Annotated in this window: 24 protein-coding genes; 16 read left to right on the top strand and 8 right to left on the bottom strand. The window is 64.7% G+C overall.

Annotation, left to right across the window (positions count from 1 at the left end; genetic code table 11):
- Positions 1–46 precede the first annotated feature (46 nt).
- The 4 genes from ACR9WD_RS02115 to ACR9WD_RS02130 are packed head-to-tail and all read left to right on the top strand — an operon-like array spanning position 47 to position 3480.
- A complete protein-coding gene (locus ACR9WD_RS02115) occupies positions 47–1021 on the top strand; it encodes an ABC transporter substrate-binding protein (RefSeq protein ID WP_073707512.1) in 975 nt (324 codons plus the stop codon).
- Entirely contained in the window at positions 1018–1851 is an 834-nt protein-coding gene (locus ACR9WD_RS02120) for an ABC transporter permease (protein ID WP_121866084.1), read from the top strand. The genes ACR9WD_RS02115 and ACR9WD_RS02120 overlap by 4 nt, the downstream gene beginning before the upstream one ends.
- Positions 1848–2621: an ABC transporter permease gene (locus ACR9WD_RS02125; RefSeq protein ID WP_285675414.1), complete on the top strand. Its 774-nt coding sequence runs from the start codon at positions 1848–1850 to the stop codon at positions 2619–2621. Before ACR9WD_RS02120 ends, ACR9WD_RS02125 begins: the two co-directional genes overlap by 4 nt.
- Positions 2611–3480: an ABC transporter ATP-binding protein gene (locus ACR9WD_RS02130; RefSeq protein ID WP_190264525.1), complete on the top strand. Its 870-nt coding sequence runs from the start codon at positions 2611–2613 to the stop codon at positions 3478–3480. Before ACR9WD_RS02125 ends, ACR9WD_RS02130 begins: the two co-directional genes overlap by 11 nt.
- Positions 3481–3539: 59 nt before the next feature.
- Here the strand turns inward: ACR9WD_RS02130 and ACR9WD_RS02135 are convergent, their stop codons facing one another.
- A complete protein-coding gene (locus ACR9WD_RS02135; protein ID WP_190264526.1) occupies positions 3540–4121 on the bottom strand; it encodes a PadR family transcriptional regulator in 582 nt (193 codons plus the stop codon).
- A 168-nt stretch (positions 4122–4289) separates the two neighbouring features.
- On the opposite strand from ACR9WD_RS02135, the gene ACR9WD_RS02140 reads away from it, so the two are divergent.
- The 4 genes from ACR9WD_RS02140 (at position 4290) to ACR9WD_RS02155 (ending at position 8409) form a co-directional block, all read left to right on the top strand.
- Positions 4290–5384: an aromatic ring-hydroxylating dioxygenase subunit alpha gene (locus ACR9WD_RS02140; RefSeq protein WP_190265150.1), complete on the top strand. Its 1095-nt coding sequence runs from the start codon at positions 4290–4292 to the stop codon at positions 5382–5384.
- A gap of 40 nt (positions 5385–5424) precedes the next feature.
- Positions 5425–6438, top strand: a complete 1014-nt coding sequence (locus tag ACR9WD_RS02145) for a PDR/VanB family oxidoreductase (protein WP_434922618.1) — start codon at positions 5425–5427, stop codon at positions 6436–6438.
- A gap of 87 nt (positions 6439–6525) precedes the next feature.
- A complete protein-coding gene (locus tag ACR9WD_RS02150) occupies positions 6526–7887 on the top strand; it encodes an MFS transporter (protein ID WP_190264528.1) in 1362 nt (453 codons plus the stop codon).
- Positions 7888–7935: 48 nt separating this feature from the next.
- Positions 7936–8409, top strand: coding sequence for a DUF3237 domain-containing protein (locus ACR9WD_RS02155; RefSeq protein ID WP_190264529.1), 474 nt, complete (start codon positions 7936–7938; stop codon positions 8407–8409).
- A gap of 482 nt (positions 8410–8891) precedes the next feature.
- Here the strand turns inward: ACR9WD_RS02155 and ACR9WD_RS02160 are convergent, their stop codons facing one another.
- Both ACR9WD_RS02160 and ACR9WD_RS02165 read right to left on the bottom strand, forming a co-directional pair.
- Positions 8892–10316 carry an MFS transporter gene (locus ACR9WD_RS02160; RefSeq protein WP_223308869.1) on the bottom strand — a complete coding sequence of 475 codons (1425 nt, stop codon included), beginning with the start codon at positions 10314–10316 and terminating at the stop codon, positions 8892–8894.
- The gene (locus ACR9WD_RS02165; protein ID WP_190264530.1) at positions 10313–11434 is read right to left on the bottom strand and encodes an MBL fold metallo-hydrolase; all 1122 of its coding nucleotides are present in this window, start codon (positions 11432–11434) and stop codon (positions 10313–10315) included. Before ACR9WD_RS02165 ends, ACR9WD_RS02160 begins: the two co-directional genes overlap by 4 nt.
- A gap of 128 nt (positions 11435–11562) precedes the next feature.
- Here ACR9WD_RS02165 and ACR9WD_RS02170 point away from each other — a divergent pair, with 128 nt between their 5' ends.
- Together ACR9WD_RS02170 and ACR9WD_RS02175 are read left to right on the top strand one after the other, a co-directional pair.
- Entirely contained in the window at positions 11563–11763 is a 201-nt protein-coding gene (locus tag ACR9WD_RS02170; RefSeq protein WP_434922619.1) for a LysR family transcriptional regulator, read from the top strand.
- A 33-nt stretch (positions 11764–11796) separates the two neighbouring features.
- Positions 11797–12453: a LysR substrate-binding domain-containing protein gene (locus ACR9WD_RS02175; protein WP_434922620.1), complete on the top strand. Its 657-nt coding sequence runs from the start codon at positions 11797–11799 to the stop codon at positions 12451–12453.
- A 21-nt stretch (positions 12454–12474) separates the two neighbouring features.
- Here ACR9WD_RS02175 and ACR9WD_RS02180 read toward each other — a convergent pair whose 3' ends face one another.
- Positions 12475–13218 (bottom strand): IclR family transcriptional regulator, encoded by a 744-nt coding sequence (locus ACR9WD_RS02180; RefSeq protein ID WP_149596247.1) that lies wholly within the window; start codon positions 13216–13218, stop codon positions 12475–12477.
- 261 nt (positions 13219–13479) lie between these two features.
- Here ACR9WD_RS02180 and ACR9WD_RS02185 point away from each other — a divergent pair, with 261 nt between their 5' ends.
- Together ACR9WD_RS02185 and ACR9WD_RS02190 are read left to right on the top strand one after the other, a co-directional pair.
- Positions 13480–13770, top strand: coding sequence for a hypothetical protein (locus ACR9WD_RS02185; RefSeq protein WP_434922621.1), 291 nt, complete (start codon positions 13480–13482; stop codon positions 13768–13770).
- A gap of 105 nt (positions 13771–13875) precedes the next feature.
- Positions 13876–14544, top strand: a complete 669-nt coding sequence (locus ACR9WD_RS02190; protein ID WP_434922622.1) for a DUF6318 family protein — start codon at positions 13876–13878, stop codon at positions 14542–14544.
- 100 nt (positions 14545–14644) lie between these two features.
- Here ACR9WD_RS02190 and ACR9WD_RS02195 read toward each other — a convergent pair whose 3' ends face one another.
- On the bottom strand, positions 14645–15838 hold the full coding sequence (locus tag ACR9WD_RS02195; RefSeq protein WP_434922623.1) for an MFS transporter: 1194 nt from the start codon (positions 15836–15838) through the stop codon (positions 14645–14647).
- Between the two features lie 212 nt (positions 15839–16050).
- On the opposite strand from ACR9WD_RS02195, the gene ACR9WD_RS02200 reads away from it, so the two are divergent.
- The 4 genes from ACR9WD_RS02200 to ACR9WD_RS02215 all read left to right on the top strand — a co-directional run bounded on the left by ACR9WD_RS02200 (position 16051) and on the right by ACR9WD_RS02215 (position 19474).
- Positions 16051–17262 carry a thiolase family protein gene (locus tag ACR9WD_RS02200; RefSeq protein WP_121866094.1) on the top strand — a complete coding sequence of 404 codons (1212 nt, stop codon included), beginning with the start codon at positions 16051–16053 and terminating at the stop codon, positions 17260–17262.
- A 19-nt stretch (positions 17263–17281) separates the two neighbouring features.
- Positions 17282–17953: a 3-oxoacid CoA-transferase subunit A gene (locus tag ACR9WD_RS02205; protein ID WP_423299557.1), complete on the top strand. Its 672-nt coding sequence runs from the start codon at positions 17282–17284 to the stop codon at positions 17951–17953.
- Complete coding sequence (locus ACR9WD_RS02210; RefSeq protein ID WP_038992440.1) at positions 17953–18609, top strand: 3-oxoacid CoA-transferase subunit B; 657 nt, start codon at positions 17953–17955, stop codon at positions 18607–18609. The genes ACR9WD_RS02205 and ACR9WD_RS02210 overlap by 1 nt, the downstream gene beginning before the upstream one ends.
- A gap of 82 nt (positions 18610–18691) precedes the next feature.
- Positions 18692–19474 carry an IclR family transcriptional regulator domain-containing protein gene (locus ACR9WD_RS02215; protein ID WP_073707437.1) on the top strand — a complete coding sequence of 261 codons (783 nt, stop codon included), beginning with the start codon at positions 18692–18694 and terminating at the stop codon, positions 19472–19474.
- 13 nt (positions 19475–19487) lie between these two features.
- On the opposite strand, the gene ACR9WD_RS02220 is transcribed toward ACR9WD_RS02215, so the two are convergent.
- The 3 genes from ACR9WD_RS02220 to ACR9WD_RS02230 all read right to left on the bottom strand — a co-directional run bounded on the left by ACR9WD_RS02220 (position 19488) and on the right by ACR9WD_RS02230 (position 21547).
- Positions 19488–20087: a cysteine hydrolase family protein gene (locus tag ACR9WD_RS02220; protein WP_434922624.1), complete on the bottom strand. Its 600-nt coding sequence runs from the start codon at positions 20085–20087 to the stop codon at positions 19488–19490.
- An 84-nt stretch (positions 20088–20171) separates the two neighbouring features.
- On the bottom strand, positions 20172–20570 hold the full coding sequence (locus tag ACR9WD_RS02225) for a VOC family protein (protein ID WP_434922625.1): 399 nt from the start codon (positions 20568–20570) through the stop codon (positions 20172–20174).
- Positions 20571–20665: 95 nt separating this feature from the next.
- A complete protein-coding gene (locus ACR9WD_RS02230; RefSeq protein ID WP_434922626.1) occupies positions 20666–21547 on the bottom strand; it encodes a lipase family alpha/beta hydrolase in 882 nt (293 codons plus the stop codon).
- Positions 21548–21623 lie beyond the last annotated feature (76 nt).

Consider the following 21623-nt stretch of genomic DNA (forward strand, 5'->3'; position numbering starts at 1 on the left):
AAGCCGGGTCCGCGGCAGCAACCGCACCTCAATGGGGGAATTTGCCATGAAACACTCGTTCAAGCTCGCGCTCGCTTCCATCTCAGTTCTCGCACTGGCCGCCTGCGGCTCCGGCTCGCCCAGTGGCGGGGCGGACAGCTCCGCCGATGCCCAGGGATCCCTGGAGCAGATCACCGTCGGCGTGATCCCGATCGTGGACACCGCACCCATCTGGCTCGGGGAAGCCAAAGGCTTCTTTGCCGAGGAAGGCCTGGACCTGGAAATCGAAACCGCCACCGGCGGTTCGGCCATAGTGCCGGGGATCCAGTCCGGCAGCTACGATTTCGCCTTCTCGAACCTCATTTCCGTGATGGTTGCCAACGACAAGGGCTTGGACATGGAATTCGTGGCCAATGGCATCTCCACGACGGGAGATGAAAGCTCCGATGTCGGTTCCGTGCTGGTCAAGGGCGATTCCAAGATCTCCTCGCCGAAGGACCTGGCCGGCAAGAAGGTTTCGGTCAACAACCTGTCGAATATCGGCGACACCACCATCAAGTCGATCGTCGAGGCTGACGGGGGAGACCCGGAGAGTATTGAATTCGTCGAGGTCCCGTTCCCTGATGCCCCGGCGGCGCTGGAGAACGGCATTGTCGATGCGGCCTGGATCCTGGAGCCATTCCAGAGCTCGGCCATGGACGCAGGGGCGAAGATGCTCTCGGCGAACTTCGCCGAGTTCGATCCGGAGCTCGATGTTGCCGGATATTTCACCTCCGCGCAGTATGCGCAGGAGAACCCCGAGGTGACGCTGAAATTCACCACGGCGATGAACAAGTCGCTGGACTACGCGCAACAGCACCCCGATGAGGTCCGCGACATCGTGGGCACCTACACCAAGATCAGCGAGGACGTCCGCGCCGGGATGGTGCTCCCGCGCTTCCGCGCGGACTTCAACCGCGAAGCAGTGCAGAAGCTCGGCGACGCGGCGCAAAGCTACGGAACTTTGTCCAAGCCGGTTGACATCGAGAAGCTGCTGCCATGAGTGCCGCAAGCGCAGTACCGGCACGGGTGCGCAGGGCCAAGCGCGCTAGGACCGGCTCAGCTGTTCCCAACGCCGTGTGGGGGCTGATCGGCATCGTGGTCTTCCTCGGCATCTGGGAATTGCTCCCGGCCCTGGGGATCGTCCAGGCCGCGTACCTTCCGCCAGCCTCGGAAGTGCTGGCGACCTTGGCTTTCGACCTCACGCTGACCGCCTTCTGGGTGGCCGTGGGCGAAACCTTGCTGGCCTGGTTCATCGGCCTGCTGGCTGCCGTGCTGCTGGCGCTGGTGCTCGGACTGGTCATCGGCATGTCTCCTTTCCTGCGCCGCGCCACCAACTCCACGATTGAATTCCTGCGCCCGATTCCTTCGGTGGCGCTGATCCCGCTCGCGGTGCTGCTGTTCGGCACCAAGATCGAGTCCTCGCTGATGCTGATCATCTACGCCTGCTTCTGGCAGGTGCTGATCCAGGTGCTCTACGGCGTGGCGGACGTGGACAACGTGGCGATGCAGACCGCGCGTTCCTACGGGTTCTCCCGTTTCCAGCGCATCCGTGACGTCATTTTTCCCACCATGCTGCCCTACCTGATGACCGGCATCCGCTTGGGTGCCGCGGTGGCACTGATCCTTGCGATCACGGCTGAACTGATCATCGGCTCCCCGGGTCTGGGCAAGGAAATCCAGCTGGCGCAGTCCGGCGGCGCAATTGCCGGAATGTATGCGCTGATCGTTGCCACCGGCCTGCTGGGCGTGGTGATCAACCTGTGCATGCGCGTGGTCGAGAAGCGCGTGCTGTCCTGGCACGCCTCGGTTCGAGGGGAAATTATCGCATGAAAACCGTGAAGTCACTGATCTTCATCGTGGCCCTGCCTGTGCTGCTGGTTCTCTGGTGGGTTGCCGCCACCGCGGGCGGAGCGAGCTTCTTCGTGCCCACCCCTGCGGATTTGGTTGCGACGTTCATCGACACCTGGATTGGCGAACGCATGTTCACCGATGTGCTGCCAAGCATCCAGCGGCTGGTTCTCGGCGTGCTCGGGGCCATCGTGCTCGGCGTGCTGCTGGGCCTGCTGGTGGGCATGAACCGCACCGCGCGGGCCATCACCGAGCCGGTTTTCGAATTCTTCCGTGCCCTGCCGCCGCCGGTGCTGATCCCGGTGCTGATGCTGCTGGTCGGCATCAACGACGGAATGAAGATCGCGGTCATCATCTCCGGCGCCATCTGGCCGGTGCTGCTGAACACCATTGAGGGCGTGCGCGCCATCGACCCGGTGCAGAACGAGACAAGCCGTTCCTACGGGATCAGCGGCTTCTCGCGGATCCGCTACCAGGTGCTGCCCAGCGCCACCCCGACCATCATGGCCGGCATCCGCCAGTGCCTGTCGATCGGCCTGATCCTCATGGTCATTTCCGAGATGTTCGCGTCCTCCTCCGGCCTGGGCTTCGCCATCGTCCAGTTCCAGCGGTCCTTCGCCGTCCCCGAAATGTGGTCCGGCATCGTGGTGCTGGGTCTGATCGGCGTCATCATGTCATTTATTTTCCAGTGGATCGAACGCCGCGTCCTGCGCTGGTACAACGGTCTGAAAGAGGTCGAAAATGCTGTCTAACCAGAATGGAACTACCGGCGGACGCACCCTGCCGGACGGCGAAGCATTGCTGTCGGTACGCGGGCTGAAGAAGGTCTACCACACCGACGGCGGCGATATCGAGGCCGTCCGCGACCTGACCTTCGATTTGGGGCACGGCGAGCTGGTCTGCCTGGTCGGCCCCTCGGGTTCGGGCAAGACCACCTTGCTCAAGTGCATTGCCGGGCTGCTGGGCGCGACCAGCGGCGAGGTGCTGCTCGATGGCCAGAAGGTCACCGGTCCGCCCAAGAAAATGGCTGTGGTCTTCCAGGAATACGGCCGTTCGCTGTTCCCCTGGCTGCGCGTGGCGGACAATGTCGAGCTGCCGCTGAAGAATGCGGGGGTGCCCAAGGCCGAGCGCAAGAAGCTGGTCGACGAGGCGCTGGAGGCAGTGGGGCTGGCCCATGTACCCAAGTCCTACCCGTGGCAGCTATCCGGAGGCATGCAGCAACGTGTCGCCATCGCCCGCGCGGTGGCCTACCAGCCGGAAGTGCTGCTGATGGATGAGCCGTTCGCGGCAGTTGACGCGCAGACGCGTGCCGATTTGGAGGACTTGATCCGCAACGTCTGGAAGAAGCTGGGCGTGACGGTGCTGTTTGTCACCCATGACATCGATGAATCCATCTACCTGGGCCAGCGGGTGATCATCCTGTCCTCGTCGCCAACCGTAGTGCAAGAGGATATCCTGATCGATCTGCCCGAGGAACGCGACCAGCTGGAAACCCGATCGCTGCAGCGGTTCACCGAGCTGCGCCACCACGTCTACGCCGAAATCCAGAAGGCCAAGCAGGGCCATCGCCCGGAAGAAGCCAAGACGAAGTTCTTGACGAACCCCAAGTAGCACCAGGAAGCCGCCGGTCCAGCAAGGACCGGCGGCTTCTTCCTGCTCGCAAGCAGCTGCTAGGCGTTCAGGTGGTCAATGAGTTGAAGCCCGCGCTCGGCCCACTGGATTTCGGCCTCTGCCCGGGAAACCAGGCCCTCATAGGTGAACCGCTTGTAGGCGATGGTGGCTTCCCAGTCCTTGCGCGGCGTGCTGTTCAAGCGCTTGGCAAGCATGGAGTTCGTTCCTTGCTCCAACTCAACAATCCGCTCCTGCCACTGCTTGAGCAGCGATTGGTAATGGGCGATATGCCGGCGCATTTGCTCGCGTGCCGCCTCGGGGTCCGCCCATTCCAAGTATGCCGCCTTGAGGTGGGCGGGGTCGCGGGTGCGCGCGTACTCCAGCGGCGTGTTCATCCAGCTCTTGAATTCGGCAATGCCCTCGTTGGTGATGGTGTATTGGCGTTTCTTGCCACGCTGGCCCCACTGCACATCTTGGCCGGTAATGAGGCCTTCGGATTCCATGCGCTTGAGCTCGGGGTAGATCTGGGAGTCCGGGGCGTGCCAGACGTGGCCTACCGAGGATTCGAAGACCTTGTACAGGTCGTAGCCGGTCATCGGCTCAACTGTGAGCAACGAAAGCAGCGCGTTGCGAAGACTCAAATCCGCCTCTTTCCAGAAATGTATTGCACATCACTATCTGCATAGCTAGTCTAATGGCATGCGAACTATCTATGTACATAGATAGTTTCGCGCATTCCACCCTGAGTAAACCACACGCTGGATCTGCCGCAGCCGAGCACTGCCGGATCCATGACCGAGAGGACCGTCATGACCGAGGTTGCAGCCAAGAGCACCACCACCGCCAAGATCATGGGCCATCCGCTGAACGCCTGGTATGTCGCAGCCTGGGACCACGAGGTCACTCGCAAGCCGATGTCCCGCACCATCGCCAAGCGTCCGGTGGCGCTGTACCGCACCGAGGACGGCAAGGCGGTCGCGCTGGCCGACTCCTGCTGGCACCGGCTGGCCCCGCTGTCCATGGGCAAGACCGTGGGCAAGGACGGGCTGCAGTGCCCGTACCACGGCATCGTCTACAATTCCGCCGGCCGCTGCGTCTCCATGCCCGCCCAGGAAACCATCAACCCTTCGGCAACGGTTCCGTCCTTCCCCGTGGTCGAGCGCTACCGCTACGTGTGGGTCTGGATGGGCGACCCGACCCTGGCCGACCCGCAGCTGGTCCCGGATATGCACCAGATGACTTCCGACCAGTGGGCAGGGGATGGCATGACCATCGCCGCTGACTGCAACTACCAGCTGATCCTCGACAACCTGATGGACCTGACCCATGAGGAATTCGTGCATTCCTCCTCGATTGGCCAGGATGAGCTCAGCGACTCGGAATTCATCACCACCCATGAGGGCAACAAGGTCACCGTGACCCGCTGGATGCATAACATCGATGCCCCGCCATTCTGGCTGAAGAACATGCGCGACAAATTCCCCGGCTTCGAAGGAAAGGTGGACCGCTGGCAGATCATCCACTTCGAGGCTCCGGCAACCATCACCATTGACGTGGGCGTAGCCAAAGCCGGAACCGGGGCGCCGGAAGGCGATCGCAGCCAAGGCGTGAACGGTTTCGTGATGAACACCATCACCCCGGAAACCGACCGCACCTCGCACTACTTCTGGGCTTTCATGCGCAATTACTGCCTGGACAGCCAGCTGATCACCACGCAGCTGCGCGATGGCGTGCATGGCGTCTTCGGCGAAGACGAGGCGATGCTCAAGGCCCAGCAGGAAGCCATTGACGCGAACCCGGACTACGAGTTCTACAACCTGAACATCGACGCCGGAGGCATGTGGGTGCGCCGGATCCTCGAATCCATGATCGCCGCCGAAGCGACTCAGCCGGACAACGTCTAGGCGCGTCCTTCCCACAAGATGAAAGGTTGGTGCCTCGATCATGGCAGCGACAAATATTGAAGTCTGGCAGGACGCGGAAGTCACCCGCAGCGTGGAGGTGGCCGACGGGATCAAGCGCATTGAGCTCGCCCCGCAACTGCCCAAGCGCGCCGAGCCGGGATCGCATATCGACCTGATGGTGCGGATCAACGGCAACGAAGCCAAGCGTTCCTATTCGGTGGTTGAATCGAGCGCCGACGGGAGAACCCTGGTGATCAGCGTGCTCAAGGCCCCGCTGTCCCGCGGAGGCTCGTCCTTCATGCACGGGCTTGCGGTGGGGGATCGGTTGCAGATCACCCAGCCCTTGCAGAACTTCCCGTTGCGCGTGGGAGCAGGGCATTACCTGCTGCTGGCTGGCGGGGTCGGCATTACCGCCATGGTGAACATGGCGTCGGTGCTCAAGCGGCTGAACGCCGACTACACGCTGGTTTTCGCCGGACGCACTCGTTCGGCCATGGCCTACCTGGATCAGCTGCAGGCAGAGCACGGTTCCCGGCTGGAGGTGCACGTCGATGACGAAGGCACCTCGCTGAAGGTCGATCAGCTGTTGGCCCGCGCCGGCGAAGAGACCGAACTGTACATGTGCGGGCCGATCAGGCTCATGGATGCGGTGCGCCGGGGCTGGCTCGAGCGCGAACTGGAACCTTCGGCGCTGCGCTATGAAACCTTCGGCAACTCGGGCTGGCATGACCCGGAAGAATTCATAGTCCGGGTTCCCAAGCTGGACCTGGAAGTGCGGGTCCCGCAGGGCCGGTCCATGCTCGAAGCCCTGGAAGATGCCGGCGCGGACATGATGTCCGACTGCCGCAAGGGCGAGTGCGGATTGTGCGAAGTGCGCATCACCGAGATCACCGGGCGCATCGACCACCGCGACGTGTTCTACTCCGAACGCCAGAAACGCCAGTCGAGCAAGATAAACTGCTGCGTCTCGCGCGCCATCACCTCGCCGACCGGCGCCAAGGCCGATGCCGCCGCCGGCAGCGGGCCGGCCGTGGTGACCATCGAACCGAACTAGCCGACCATCCATTTTGGCACCACCGCCCGCGCGCAGAAACCGGCCCGCGGGCGGCTCGGTGCACCCCGAAACTGGAGACAGCTCCCCATGGACATCAAGCAGAGAATCGAGAATTCGCCGATGTCGGCCTTCCAATGGCTGGTCGTCGCAGTCTGCACCTTCCTCAACGCCCTCGACGGGTTCGACGTCTTGGCGATGGCATTTACCGCGAACCAGGTTTCCGAAGAGTTCTCCTTGAACGGAGCGCAGCTGGGCGTGCTGCTCAGTGCCGGCCTGTTCGGGATGGCTGCCGGGTCGCTGTTCCTGGCCCCGTTTGCGGACCTGTTCGGACGCCGACCGATGCTGCTGGGCACCACCGCGCTCGCCGCCGCGGGCATGTTCCTCTCATCCACCGCGGATTCCATGACGAGCCTTGCCATCTGGCGCATTGTCACCGGGCTGGGCGTCGGTGGCATCCTGGCCTGCACCAACGTGATCACCAGCGAGTACTCCAATGGCCGCTGGCGCGGCATGGCGGTGAGCATCTACACCGCTGGCTACGGCGTCGGCGCCACCCTGGGCGGCATGGCAGCGGTCTGGCTGCAGGCGCACTACGGCTGGCGTTCGGTCTTCATTTTCGGCGGCGTGCTGACCATGGTCGCCTTCCTCGCCCTGCTGGCAGTCGTCCCCGAATCCGTGGACTTCCTGCTCACCCGGCGCACCGAGCGCACTGCCCAGAAGCTGGGCCGGCTGGCCCGCAGGATGCGCCTCGGAGCCGAGGACGTCATGCTGCCCGAGCAGGGCAGCAACGCGTCCGCGTCGGGCCGCAATGCCGTCTTCGCGCTGTTCTCCCCGCAGACCAGACGGGTGACCACGGTGATCTGGGTGGCCTTCTTCGCCGTGATGTTCGGCTTCTACTTCGTGAACAGCTGGACCCCGAAGCTGCTGGTCACCGCGGGCATGACCGAGAGCCAGGGCGTGGTCGGCGGATTGATGCTGACCCTGGGCGGCACCTTCGGCTCGTTGCTCTTCGGTGCGCTCACTGCCAAGTGGGCGGTGCGCAAGGTGCTCATCGCGTTCACCGTGATGTCTTCGGTGTTCATGGTGGTCTTCATCTCGGCGGTCGGAGTCCTCGCCCTGGCCTTCGTGCTCGGCGTTCTGGTCGGCATGCTGATCAACGGCTGTGTTGCCGGCCTGTACACCCTGGCCCCGGCCTCCTACGCCCCGCAGTCGCGCGGCACGGGCGTTGGGTGGGCCATTGGCATCGGCCGGTTCGGCGCCATCCTCGCCCCGCTGGCCGCAGGCACGCTGCTCGACGCCTCGTGGACCGCGGGCCAGCTCTACCTGGGCGTGGGCGTCGTGGTGCTGGTTGCCGCGGTGGCCCTGGCGCTGCTGCGCTCGCCGGGAACAGGCAACGCGCAGCAGCCAGCGCCCGCGCAAGCCGCAGTTCAGCCTGCCAAGGCAGAATAGGCTGTGCCTGCCGAAAACCGCAGGCAAGCGCTCTTGGAAGGAGACGGAATGCAGCACATCCCAACCCCGCCGGCACTTGAGTTCGTGGCCAGCATCGATGTCGAGGTCAGCGAAACCATCCAGATCGGCAGCACGGCCCAAGGCATCCGCAGGGTGGCCCCGATCCGGGGCGGACGCGTCGCCGGCCCCGGGCTGGCCGGGAAGGTGCTGGACGCCGGAGCCGACTTCCAGCGCTACCCATCCGCGGATCTGGCCCTGCTAGAAGCGAACTACGTGCTAGAGCTTCAGGACGGGCAGCGCATCCTGGTGGAGAACCGGGCGGTGCGCGTAGCGGCCCCTGCGGACCTGGAGAAAATGATGGCCGGGGAACGCGTGGATCCGTCCCGGGTCTACTTCCGCTGCGTCCCGCAGCTCTCGGCCGATGATTCGGGTCCGCATGCCTGGATGAACCGCACGCTGTTCCTCGGCGTGGGCGAGCGGCGTCCCGACGGCGTGCGCATCGATGTCTTCAGGGTGCGCTAGGGCGTCCCGCAGGTTGAAGCCAACGCAATTTCACCCAGGGATCTAGCGAATCCGGCAGCCATTCCGCCATGGCGCGCATCCCGAAATAGGAACTGATGCTGGGGTACGCCGTGCGGCTCGTCAGTGGGCTTACTCTGGCTTTCGACGGCAGGTTGTTCCCTTGCTGCGGCTCCTGCTGAAGCAGCTAGCAAGTTCGGGCCCGGTATGAATTGTCGGCACATGTGCCCATGGCGTTTCGGCCACGCGGAACACCTTCGACGGGCTGGAGTCGCCCACATGCTGCTGGCTGATGACATGGAGCAGAATTTGGAAGTGGTCTGGTCGCCTGGCGCATGTCGCCACGGTGAGTGGCCGATGCGCTGGAACAGCTGCGCGAAGATTCCCGGCGTCAGCCAAGAGCCGCGCAGGAGCAGGGCGAAGCCCGGGGTGATCCGCACTGATGGATCGCCCCGGGCTTCGCCCTTTCCTCGGCAGTGATGGAATCAGCTTCGCATTGCGGCGGCTTCCTGGCTTTGGGCCTCGCTGGATTTGCCGACTGTCATGGCCGAGCCCATCTCAGCGTCCAAATTCTGGATCTCTGAACCTGAACGGTCCTGCGAGCGCAGCAAGGCAACTAGAGACATGCCGGAGAATGACATCCACAGCATCGCTACCAGCCAGAGCTTCCCGCCGCCAGCTATCACCAGGGCGGTGGCGATCATCGGGGTGAAACCGGCACCGAGGGTGGACGCCAGCTGATAGCCCACCGAGGTTCCGGAATAGCGCACTGCGGTTGGGAACAGCTCGCCGGCGAAGGCGCCGTAAGGCCCGGACGTAAAGCCCTGTACCAAGCTCAGTCCCAGCACGATCGCAAGCATGAAGGCCACGGTGCTGCCCATCTCCAGCAAGGCCATCACCGGGAAGGCCAGCAGGATCGCTGCGATATTGCCCCAGATGAGTATGCGGCGGCGGCCTAGCCGGTCGCTGAGCTTGGAAGCAGTGATGATGGCCAGCACGGTGAATACCCCGCCAATGGCCTTGATGTTCAGCACTTCGGTCTGGGCGAGGGTGGCCTGCTGCACGGCGAAGGAAATCGCCCACGCACCCATCAATCCCTGTGCCATTTGGCCCGATAGTCCGGCCACCACGGCGGTCAGCAGCGGCGTGCGGTGATCGCGGAACAGCTCGGCGAGGGGGATGCGCTTCTTGGTTTTCTTAGCCGCTGCCGAGACCTCGGTGAAGATCCGCGACTCGGAAACGCGCATGCGGATGAAGATCGCCAGCATCATGAGCACTGCGGAGAAGAGGAACGGCACCCGCCAGCCCCAGGCAAGGAATTCGGCTTTGGGCAGCAGCGACATCCCGGAAAGGATCAGCGTGCCCAGGATGGTGCCCGCAGGCGCGCCCATGTAGGCGAAGGCCGAGGCGAAGCCGCGTGAGCTCTTTTTCGAGTTCTCGAAGGCCAGCAGCATCGCACCGCCCCATTCGCCGCCCACGGCAAGGCCCTGGAAAACGCGCAAGCTGACCAGCAGAATCGGTGCCCAGACACCGATCTGCGCCGTGGTGGGCAGCAGCCCCATGAGTGTGGAAGCGATGCCCATGGCCAGCACCGTGGTGATCAGGATGGCCTTGCGCCCGATCTTGTCGCCCAGGTTGCCGAAGATGAACGCGCCCAATGGGCGGGCGATGTAGCCCACGGCCAAGGTGCCGAAGGAAACGAACAGTGCGGCGTTCGGGTCCAGGCCGGCGAAGAACACTTGGTTGAAGACGATGCCCGCGGCAGTGGCATAGAGGATGAAGTCGTAGTACTCCACGGCGGTGCCCAGGAAGCTGGAAAACAGGATCCTGCGCATCTCCTTGGGATTGGCATGGTAGGTCGTGCCTTGAGGTGCCGGCGTGGGTGGCATTGCCTGCGGGTTCTGGCTCATGGCTCTGTCCTTTCGGTGCGTGCTGGGGATGCTAGTTGTTGCTGGTGCTGGCTGTTGCTGGTGCTGGCTGTTGCCGGCGCCAAGGCGGCGCGGGCAGCCGGCCCGAACGGGATCACGTCGAGGTCATCGGGAATTGAGAGCTGCCCGCTGAAGCGCGAGCGCGCCTCCTGCCAAGCCTCTGGCGGGCTGTAGCTGGGGACCAGATGGTGCAGGGCCAGATGGGCGACCCCCGCTTCGGCAGCGATCTGCCCCGCCTCGGCTGCCGTGGTGTGCGCCCGACGGTGGTGGTCCATGGTGGCCTGCAGCATTTTCGCGTCGGAGTACTGCGCTGCCAGGATGTCCAGATTGATGGCCTCGTGCAGCAGCAGGTCGGTGCCGCGGGCCAGGGCCGCCATGTTGGCGCAGGGCGCGGTATCCCCAGAAATCGTCACCGAACCGCCGGTGGTATCGAAGCGGAAGGCGTAAGCCGGGGCGGTGGGGTGGTGGGAGACCAAGATGGCTGTCACGGTGACGTTGCCATCGCGGAAGACTTCGATGGGTTCCATCGGTGGAGCCACTTCGGTGTCGGGGTCGAAGCCAATCGATTCGGGCAGGCGGATTTCTCGCGGCTCGAATTGCGTGGCGGGGGAGAGTGCCAGCGAATCGAAGATCCGGTCATTGCAGTCGGTGGCGTAGGCGGAAAGGATTCCTGAGACCAGGCCATCGATTCCGGGGGTCGGACGCGTCGGGGCGATGGGCTCGGGCACGGAGGTCGCCCGGGGAGAGAGCGGCGGCAACTTGCCGCGGTCGCCTGGACCGATGATGGGAATTGGCCCGCGAGTGGCGTTCTTCTGCTCGAAGGCGCCGAAGAGCAGCAGCGAAGGCAGATCCACGGTGTGGTCCGAGTGCATGTGGGTGATGAAGATTCCGCCCAGCTGCGACATCTGCAGCCCTGCCGCGTTGGCTTGGCGCCCAGCCCCTTGGCCGCAATCGACCAGGTACCAGGTCTCGCCGACCACCACCGCAGTGGCGATGCCGAATCTCGGGGTGCCGCGGTGGTCTTTCCACCAGCGCGGGCCGCCGGCGGTGCCCAAGGTGACGACGTATGGAATCAGGTCGGCGGGCTCGGAATGGCTCATGCTGGATCTCTCGCTTTCAACGGATGATGCCGGGGATGGACTGGTTTCCCGGGACGCTCACTCCAGTTTGGTGTCCGCCGTCACATTTGCCTAGCTAGAATTACTGCAGACGGCCATAAGGAGAACTAATGAGCGAACTGACATTGCGGCAGCTCGAATACTTCGCGGCAATCGCCGAAACCCAATCTGTGACCCAGGCAGCGCGGTTGTGCCACGTCAGCCAGGGTGCGGTCAGCCTGGCCCTCGGTCAGCTCGAGCAGGCGCTGGGAGTCACGCTCGCCATGCGCCAGCGTGGCCGCGGCGTCGCGCTGACCGCCGAGGGCCAGTAGGTTGCCACCCGGGCGAGGATTATTACCGATCAGGTGGAGCATCTGCGAGATGCGGTCTCCCAGGTGCATACCGGGCTGGCCGGGCGGCTGACCGTGGGAGTCTTCACCACGTTGGCGGTCCATGTCATCCCGCACCTCATCGAGTGGTTCAGCAGCAGGCATCCGAAACTGCAGCTCAGTTTCATCGAAGGCAGCGGCCCCGAAATACAGGAGGCACTTTTCTCCGGACGCACGCAGCTGTCCCTCGGTTATGAAACCCAATTCGGTCCCGACTGTGCGCTGGTGGTGCTCAAGGAATTCCACCGGCAGGTGGTGGTGAGCCCGGAACATCCGCTGGCCCGGCATGAGCAGATCAGTTTCGCCCAGCTGGCCGAGTATCCGGCCGCATTCCTTGATTTGGAGCCGGCGCTGCAGCATACGCTGGACGAGTTCAAGCGCCACGGTGCTACGGCGCAGGTCAGCTGGCTGCTGTCGAATGTGCCCTCCATTCATGCGGTGGTGGGCAGGGGGTTGGCGTACTCGCTGCTGATGCAACCCACGCAGAGCAGCATGGAGGACCGGCCGCTGGTCTTCCGGCCGCTCGCCGAGCACACCGAGCCCAATTCGCTGGTGGCGGCCATGCCGAAATCGGTCAGCCGCAGCGCCATAGTCGTTGAGACGCTGGCGGCCCTGCAGGGCCAATGGGCCTAGCTGGGCAGGGAACCGGCGGAATCAGGTGGTCGGAGCCAGCGCGCGGGAAATGCCCCGGGCCGCGGTGCGCAGCGCCAGCGCGGCGGAGTGCAGGATTCCCGAATCCCTGGGTACCACGACCGAGATTACCGCGATCTGGTAGCCCGACTCGTCGAGGATCGGGGCGGCGACGCCCGTGGTCTGCGGGTCGATGAAACCATCGAAGGAGGCGTAGCCGTTGCGGCGGATCTCCGCGATCTCGGCACGGAAGTCCGGGTGGGTTGCATCCATCGATGCCTGATGGCGGGCAAGATACCCGGCGATCGCATCCGGCCGGGCAAAAGCCAGCAGGGCCATGCCCATCGAGGTGCGGTGCACCGGCATCCGGCCTGCCACGCTGGCCTGGTTCACCACGGAACCTGGTCGGGAGAGCCGCTCAATAATGAGCACCTCGTCCCGGTCCAGCACCGAGAGCTGGGTATTCTGGCCGATGAGCTGGTTGATGTCCTCCATGAAGGGCAGGGCCGCCTGGCGCAGGCCAAGCGTGGACGCGCTGCGATTGGCCAGCTCCCAGAGCCGCAAGCCGAGGCGCACCTGCCCGTCCGCGTCGCGGGAGAGCAGGTCGTGGGCAGCCAGCGATTCGACCAGCCGGTAGGCCGTGGCCAGCGGGACATCCGCCCGGCGGGACAGCGCGCTGACGGTCAGCTGCGGGTTATGCGCGTCGAAGGCATCAAGGATCCGCACAAGGCGGTCCAGCATCGAATCCCCGCTGGGCGAATTGGCCATGGCACTACTCTAGACCAGCAGGCCAGCGGCCTGAGGCCAGGCGAAAGAGAGCGATTCAACTCCCGGGATGCTAGACCCGCAAACCGCAACGTGCCTAGGCTGAGCACAGGTACACCGATGACCACGGCCTTGCGGAGGGGGCCACGCGCCCGCCGGGCGAGTGGCGCAGTACAGGCGGACGAGGGGATCCGGAGCCGTGATTGCACCAGGACTTCCGGGAGGACATGATGGCAGAGCACAGCGGCACGTCGCCGGATCCAAATGAGAAGCCGAATCCTACCGTTGGGCGGCAAGTTCGGCGTCAGCAAGAAGCCGAGGAACCCCGAAGCCGAGGAATTCAGGGCGCCGATCACCAGTGCTGAACTGAGCAAGGGGCCCGGGGGACTCTTCGAGCACCCCGGTCCCAAGGTCAACTGGCGGGTATTCGTCGTTGCCGCCGCGGTCATTCTTGGATTCTCCCTGTGGGCGATGCTCGCCCCGGACGCCGCGGCCCCCGGCAATCCGCCCGATCAGCAGCCTCCTACACCGCCCACTCCAGGCCGCGGCCAGTAGGCCGAAGAAGCGGAGAATGAATTAGCCTCTCGGCATCATATTTTCCAACCGATTGATGTATTGTCGGTTGCAGGTGGGGGTGTACCTATTGAGGAGCGGGTGGACATGGTTCGAATTCATAAAGTGGAACTGGTTGCGCTGTCGGCTGCCGTGGCGCTGGCCGTCAGCGGTTGCGTCGGAGTATCCGAGGAGGGTGCCGGCAATCAGCCGGACGCCACGGCGGCATCCGGCTCGGATCCTGCGCAGCAGGCTGCCGAGGCGCCGCAACCGCCTGCGGGCTTGGAAGAGGAAACTGAGGAGGGCCTTGAAGCCGCTGTAGACTACTGGGTAGCCCTGCTGAACCATGCGGTGGCCACCGGAGACACTGCGTCGCTCAAGGAATTCTCCGCTCCGGACTGCTCGCTGTGCCAGGAGCAGATCGCCGCAATCGACCGGGTGTACGCCGAGGGCGGGAGCATTGCCGACGGGCAGTTCAGCATCGTCGAGATCTCCAGCAGCCTGGACCAGTTCCAGGAAGAAGATGGCGATGACAAGGTGGCCTTTGCCAACTTCGGGATGGAACGCGCCGCCGGCGAGATGCTCGATTCCGAGGGTAAGGCGAGCGGCCAGATTGAGCCGGTGTCCTGCCAGGGCATCGACAGCACCTGGGACGAGGTCGCCTACGACAAGGATGGGACCTTCATCGGATCGATCTGCCGGCTGGCTGTGCAGGAGCCGGAGTTCGACGAAACCACCGGGTGGCAGCCGCTGGATGTCGCTTTCAACGCCCAATAGCAGTGCACAGGTGAAAGGCGCCTCGATCGCGGCATGAAGAACGCCGGGCCCCTTGGGAAGGGGCCCGGCGTTGCTTGCAGGGAACAGCTGCTGCGCGCGGCTACGCGCTCTTCGGCTTCGGGATCTGCGCGATGACCAGGACTGCGATCAGAGCCGCGCCGCCATAGAGGAAGAACGCGCCCGGGTAGGCGGTACCCGCGGCAACCATCAGGCCGGTGACGTAGGGGCCGATGATGGCGCCGAAGCGGCCGATGCCCGAGGCCAGGCCGATGCCGGTGGCCACCATGTCGCGCGGGTACACGTGCCCGGCATAGACATACATCAGGCACTGGGCGCTGAACACGAAGATGCCGGTGACGAACAGGATCGCGGTGAGCAGCACCTGGCTGCCGAATGGCACGGCCAGCAGCAGCAGGAACACCGCGGACGCGGCGAACCAGAGCAGCGAGATGAGCTTGATGCCCTTGGCATCCGCCGCGTAGGCGCTGATGATCAGGCCGGCAATCGCGCCGAGGTTCAGCACGAAGAGCATGGTCAGCGAATCGGCCACCGGGTAGCCGGCAGCGCCCATGATCTTCGGCAGCCAGGCATTCAGGCCGTAGACCAGCACCAGGCCCATGAAGGCGGCAATCCACAAGCCGATGGAGCTGCGCAGGTACTTGGGCTTGAGCACATCCATTGCCGAGGTCCGTTCATCCGCGGCAGCCACTTCGCTATCCGGCAGCTTGAACCACAGCAGCGCCAGCAGCGCCAGGCCCAGGCCGCCGCCCAGATAGTAGAGCAGCGACCAGTGCACGCCGGCGGCCTTGCCAGCCAGCGAGGCCAGCACCGCGCCGAGGTGGTAGCCGACCATCGGCAAGTTGTTGGCCAGCGCGCGGCGTCCCACCGGCGCGTTCTCCTGCATCAGCGCCAGCGCCACCGGCATGCAGCCGCCCAGCCCGAGGCCCGCGATGAAGCGCACCAGGCCCATCATGAACGCCGAGGGCATGAGCGGGAAGACCAGCGTGAAGATCGAGAAGACGAGCACTGCGAGCAGCAGTGGGCGGCGCCGCCCGAAGCGGTCGGCCAAGCGGCCCATGAATGCGGCGCCCACGCCCACGCCGATCAGCGAGAAGGTGTTGACCCAGTTCATGGCTCCGACGCTGAAGCCGCCGACATCCGGGTCGGTGAGCATCGGGATTGTGGCGCCCAGTGCGACGATGTCGTAGCCCTCGAAGACCACGATGAAAAAGCAGAGGACGGCGATCCAGCCACCGAGTCGTTGTGGGGAGGTGCTAGTGGTGGGCGCGGACAATCTTGATCCTTTCGAAGACGCGACGCCATGGCAGTGATGCAGTTCATGACCAAGTGAGACTAGCACCTCATTCGCATGGTGACCAAAAGTTCGCACAGCGAACAGGTGGAACTGGCCAAACCCTTGTGCCCGATGGGTGGAAACTGGTAAAGTTCAATATACGAACATAAGTTCACGATGTGAACATCTTATAGCGATGGAGCAGTGAGACGATGCAGCAGGCCTACCTATACGACGCAATCCGCACGCCATTCGGCAAAATCGGCGGCTCCCTGTCCAGCCACCGTCCCGACGACCTGGCCGCCCACGTGGTGCGCGAACTGGTAGCCCGTGCTCCGCAGCTGGATAGTGCGCAAATCGACGAGTCGATCTTCGGCAACGCCAACGGCGCCGGCGAGGAAAACCGCAATGTGGCCCGCATGGCCACCCTGCTCGCTGGCCTGCCCACCTCGCTGCCGGGCACCACGATGAACCGCCTGTGCGGCTCCTCGCTGGATGCCTCCATCGCCGCCTCCCGGCAGATCGCCACCGGCGACGCGGACCTGGTCCTGGTCGGCGGCGTCGAATCCATGTCCCGCGCCCCCTGGGTGCTGCCCAAGACCGAGCGCCCGTTCCCGATGAGCAACCTGGAACTGGCCAACACCACCCTGGGCTGGCGCCTGGTCAACCCGGCCATGCCGGGTCAGTGGACGGTGTCGCTGGGGGAGGCCACCGAGCAGCTGCGCGAGAAGCACAACATCTCCCGCGAGGACCAGGACGAGTTCTCGGCCCGCTCGCACCAGCAGGCAGCCGCCGCCTGGGAGGCCGGCAAGTACGAGAACCTGGTGGTTCCGGTGCCGCCGGCAACCAAGCGCGGGGTGGAAGTCACTCGCGACGAGACCATCCGCGCCGATTCCACCACCGAAACCCTCTCCAAGCTGCGCACCGTCTTCCGCACCGGGGAGAACGCCACGGTCACCGCCGGCAACGCCTCGCCGATGAGCGACGGCGCCTCGGCCGCCTTCCTCGGCTCCGAGCGCGGCGGGCAACTGCTGGGCGCAGACCCGATTGCCCGCATTGTCTCCAACGGCGCTGCCGCCCTGGACCCGCAGTTCTTCGGCTTCGCACCGGTCGAGGCGGCCAACAAGGCGCTGGCCAAGGCCGGCCTGAAGTGGTCGGACATCGCCGCGGTGGAACTGAACGAGGCTTTCGCCGCCCAGTCGCTGGCCTGCATCCGCGCCTGGGATATCGACCCGGCGATCGTCAACGCCTGGGGCGGGGCCATCTCCATCGGCCACCCGCTGGGCGCCTCGGGCCTGCGCATCCTGGGCACCGTCGCCCGCCGGCTGCAGGAATCCGGCGAACGATACGGCATCGCCGCGATCTGCATCGGCGTGGGCCAGGGGCTGGCAGTCGTCGTCGAGAACGTGAACGCAACCAAGTAGCTTGTAGAAAGGCAGCATCATGGCACCACGTATTGCCACCTCGGCCGCGGACGCCGTCGCCGAGATCACCGACGGATCCACCGTGCTGATCGGCGGCTTCGGCAACGCCGGGCAGCCGATGGAACTGATCGACGCGCTCATGGAGTGCGGCGCCACCGACCTGACGGTGGTCAACAACAACGCCGGGCAGGCCGATGCCGGCCTGGCCCTGCTGATCAAGGAGCGCCGGGTGAAGAAGATCATCTGCTCCTTCCCGCGCCAGTCCGACTCCTGGCACTTCGATACGGCCTACCGGGCCGGGGAAATCGAGCTGGAACTGGTGCCGCAGGGCAACCTGGCCGAGCGCATCCGCGCCGCCGGGGCCGGCATTGGCGGGTTTTTCACTCCCACCGGCTACGGCACGCTGCTGGCCGAGGGCAAGGAAACCCGCATCATCGATGGCAAGGGCTATGTGCTGGAAACCCCGATCCATGCGGACTTCGCGCTGATCAAGGCGCTGAAGGCCGACACGCTGGGCAACTTGGTCTACCGCAAGACCGCACGGAACTTCGGCCCGATCATGGCTACCGCGGCCAAGGCGGCCATCGTCCAGGTGGACGAGGTCGTGCAGGCCGGTTCCATCGATCCGGAAAACGTCATCACCCCGGGCATCTTCGTGGATACCGTGGTGGAACTGGGAGGGGAAAAGTAATGAGCGCATTCAGCACCACCGAGGCGAAGCTCACCCGCGATGAAATGGCGCAGCTGGTGGCCGCCGACATCCCGGCCGGCGCCTTCGTGAACCTGGGCATCGGCCAGCCGACCAACGTCTCGAACTACCTCACCAAGGAGCAGGGGGTTACCCTGCACACCGAGAACGGCATGCTGGGCATGGGCCCGGTCGCCACCGGCGAGGACATCGACGAGGACCTGATCAATGCAGGCAAGATCCCGGTCACCGAGCTGCCCGGCGCCTCCTTCTTCCACCACGCTGATTCCTTCGCGATGATGCGCGGCGGGCACCTGGATGTGTGCGTGCTCGGCGCCTTCCAGGTCTCCAAGGACGGCGACCTGGCCAACTGGCACACCGGTGCCGAAGGCGCCATCCCCGCCGTGGGCGGCGCCATGGACCTGGCCATCGGCGCCAAGGCGACCTGGGTAATGATGAGCCTGTTCACCAAGGCCGGTGAATCCAAGCTCGTCGAGGCGCTGAGCTACCCGGTCACCGGCCTGGGCTGCGTCTCGCGGATCTACACCGAAGTCGCGGTCTTCGAGCTGCGCGATTCCAAGGTCTTCGTGCGGTCCACCCATGGCATCAGCTTCGATCAGCTGGCAGCCAAGGTCCCGGTGGAACTGACCAAGGCATAGCAGACACAGTAGATTAGTGGGGTGCGCATCGGGGAACCCGGACGCGCACCCCGCAATCATTTGAGCACGCGCAAGGAGCACGGTGAGCGAGCAGGCAGCACCAACCGCATCGGTCCAGTCACTGGCCCGGGGCTTGGCGGTCATCAGCAGCTTCGACGCAGAACACGCGTCGATGACCCTCTCCGAGGTCGCCGCCCGGACAAACCTGTCCCGGGCCACCGCCCGGCGGTTCCTGCTGACCCTGGTGGATCTGGGCTATGTGCGCACCGACGGCAAGCACTTCGAGCTGACTTCCAAGGTCCTGCAGCTGGGCTATGCCTACCTGTCCAGCGCCACCTTGCCGCAGTTGATCGAACCGGTGCTCGAGGAACTCTCGGCCGCCGTGCACGAATCGGCTTCCGCCTCCATCCTTGACGGTTCGGATATCGTCTACATCGCCCGCGTGCATACCCGTTCGATCATGCGGGTAGGCATTTCGGTGGGCACCCGCTTCCCTGCGGCCAATACCTCCATGGGCCGGGTGCTGCTGGCCCACCAGCCGGCGGAAATCCAGCAGGAGGTGCTGTCCGCCGGGGTGCAGTCGATGACCGGATTGGGCATTGGAGATGCGGCTGCGCTGCGCGAGGAACTGGAGAAGATCCGCGCCCAGGGCTATGCGGTGGTGGACCAGGAACTGGAAATCGGGCTGCGCTCGGTGGCGGTGCCGGTATTCAGCGCCGATGGCACCGTAGTGGCCGCGATGAACGTGTCGATGAGCGTGCATCCGAATACCGCTGATACTGCGCAGGATGCCGCCCAGGCGGTGCTGCCGCGGCTTCTCGAAGCCGCGCAGCAGGTGCGCGAGGCGCTGGCCGCCAGCCGCTAGCGGCCGCCGTGGATCAGCCAGCGGCCGGATCCCATTGGATGTCGGCGCAGCCGGTGATCGTGGCGAGCAGCCCGAGTGATTCGATGCTCGCCGCATGGGCGGCCTCGGCGGCCGCCGAGCAGGCATCTTCCACGATCACTACCCGGCAGCCGTGGTCCACAGCCGCCCGGGCGGTGCTTTCCACCGAGATATTCGTCGCCACCCCGGCAATCAGCAGGGTGTCGATGCCACCGGATTCGAGCAGCCCAGCTAGTTCGGTGCCGAAGCCGCCGACCTGCTGGTTGGTGATCACCGCGTCGCCGGGGCCAGGCAGCAGCGGCTGGATGATGGCCGCCGATTCGGTGCCGTCCACCAGGGCGCCTGCCTGCTGCACCAGCTGCAGCAGCGGGGAATTGGGCACCAGGTCGCTGTAGTCCGGGGCGAAGGCGATACGGGTGTAGATGATGGTGGCGCCGGCCGCGCGGGCCTTCTCCAGCAGCCCGGACAGTTTGCCCACCACGTTCCGGGCGGTGAACTGCTCGTGGAACAGGTGCGCGAAGGCGCCATCGGGCCCGATGATGTCCTTTTGATTGTGGATGGACACCACTGCAGTCCTGGACGGGTCGAAACGCATGGCATGCCCCTTTTCCACGGGCCGCCGACCTCCTCAGCGGCGCTCGGTTTCAGCTTGCCACGGGCACGGCACGCACGCCAGCTTTTATTTTCGCGGCCCGCGCACGTCCCGGCGCAGCGGATGATCTGCCGGCACCTGCACCAGCACGACCCTGGTTCCGTCGGGATCCTCGATCCATGCCTCGACCAGGCCCCAGTCCTCCTGGCATGCCTCGCGGAGCACCTTCGCGCCGCGGGCGGACAGTTGTTCCAGTTCCGCGCGCACATCCCGCACCTGCATCCAGAGCACCAAGGTGGAGGGCGTGCCAGGCGCCCTGCGCCCGGAGACTTCCAGCTGGCCATTGCCCAGGAAGAACACCATGCCTGGTTTCTCGGCCGGACCGAATTCCCGGGCCACGGCCAGCTGCAGCACTTCGCGGTAGAACCTCTGGGTTGCGGCCAGATCCACCGGCCGCAGCAGCACCCTGCTGGAAAGTACGTCCATGGCCACCAATCTAGTAGCTGGCTGGCGCACTGCCTAGGGGTGCTCCGGGTGCGTCCCGGCACCGGGAGGCGATGCCGGGACGCGTACTGGCCTGCTTACAGGTAGCAGGATGGGCGGTAGCCGGGGTCTGCCGGGCCATCGGTGGCCAGGGCGTTGAGCACCCAGCGATGGACCACCGGATCAACGTTCACGCCGAGGTGTCCCGAGATATTCAATGGGCATTTGTCCTGCAGCAGGACGTTGGTCACCTGTTCGCTCTCTCCCTTCAGGAACTGCGATTTGTAGGGCATGACGATCTCGTCGTACTTGGTGGCAATTACCGTATAGTCCGGGCCGGCAACGGTGTCGCCGATGGCATTCAGCTCGGTCATGAAGTCGCTGCCGGACACCTGGTCGGCGCAGGAATCGCAGATCCAAGTGTCAATGCTGTTGGCAATTGCCACACCAGTGGCGGTCGGGACCAGGATGCCCTGGGTGCCGTGGCTGGATGGGGCGATCGACACCAGGTCGTTGACGTACTTCGCACCGCCCATGTGGCCCATGTACCAGCGCGGCATCATTCCGCCTTGGCTGTGCCCGACGATGTCCACTTTCTTGGCACCGGTGGCCTGGCGGACGCTGTCAATGAAATCGCCCAGTTCGGCCGCCGAGTCGGGGACATGCGCGGCCCCGGAAAGCCCGTTTTCAAAGCCGTAGTTCAGTGCGAAAACGCAATAGCCGTTGCGCTTGAGCTTGGGAGACAGGGAGATCCAGTTGAGGTCCATCGTTTCAAAGGTGCCGTGAACCAGGACTACGGGGTAGGGGTGTTCTGCATCGGGCGTGCAGTCCCAGTCGTTGGCTCCCACTGGGCTGATGCCAAGAGTGGAAACCGTGCCGGCTTGCGCGGTGCTTGCCGGGCTTGGCGCGACGGCCGGAGCGGCGAGTGCTGCGGCGGCCAGGCACAGTGCGCCCAGACCGGAGAGTATGCGTCGTTGCATGGTTGTCCTTCGGGTAAAAGTTGGAAGAAACTTGCTACCGGCCAGTAGTAAAACGAAATGATCACAGTAATTTTGA

Origin of the sequence: Glutamicibacter sp. PAEs-4 (assembly GCF_051161755.1) — a bacterium.
Classification (GTDB): domain Bacteria; phylum Actinomycetota; class Actinomycetes; order Actinomycetales; family Micrococcaceae; genus Glutamicibacter; species Glutamicibacter nicotianae.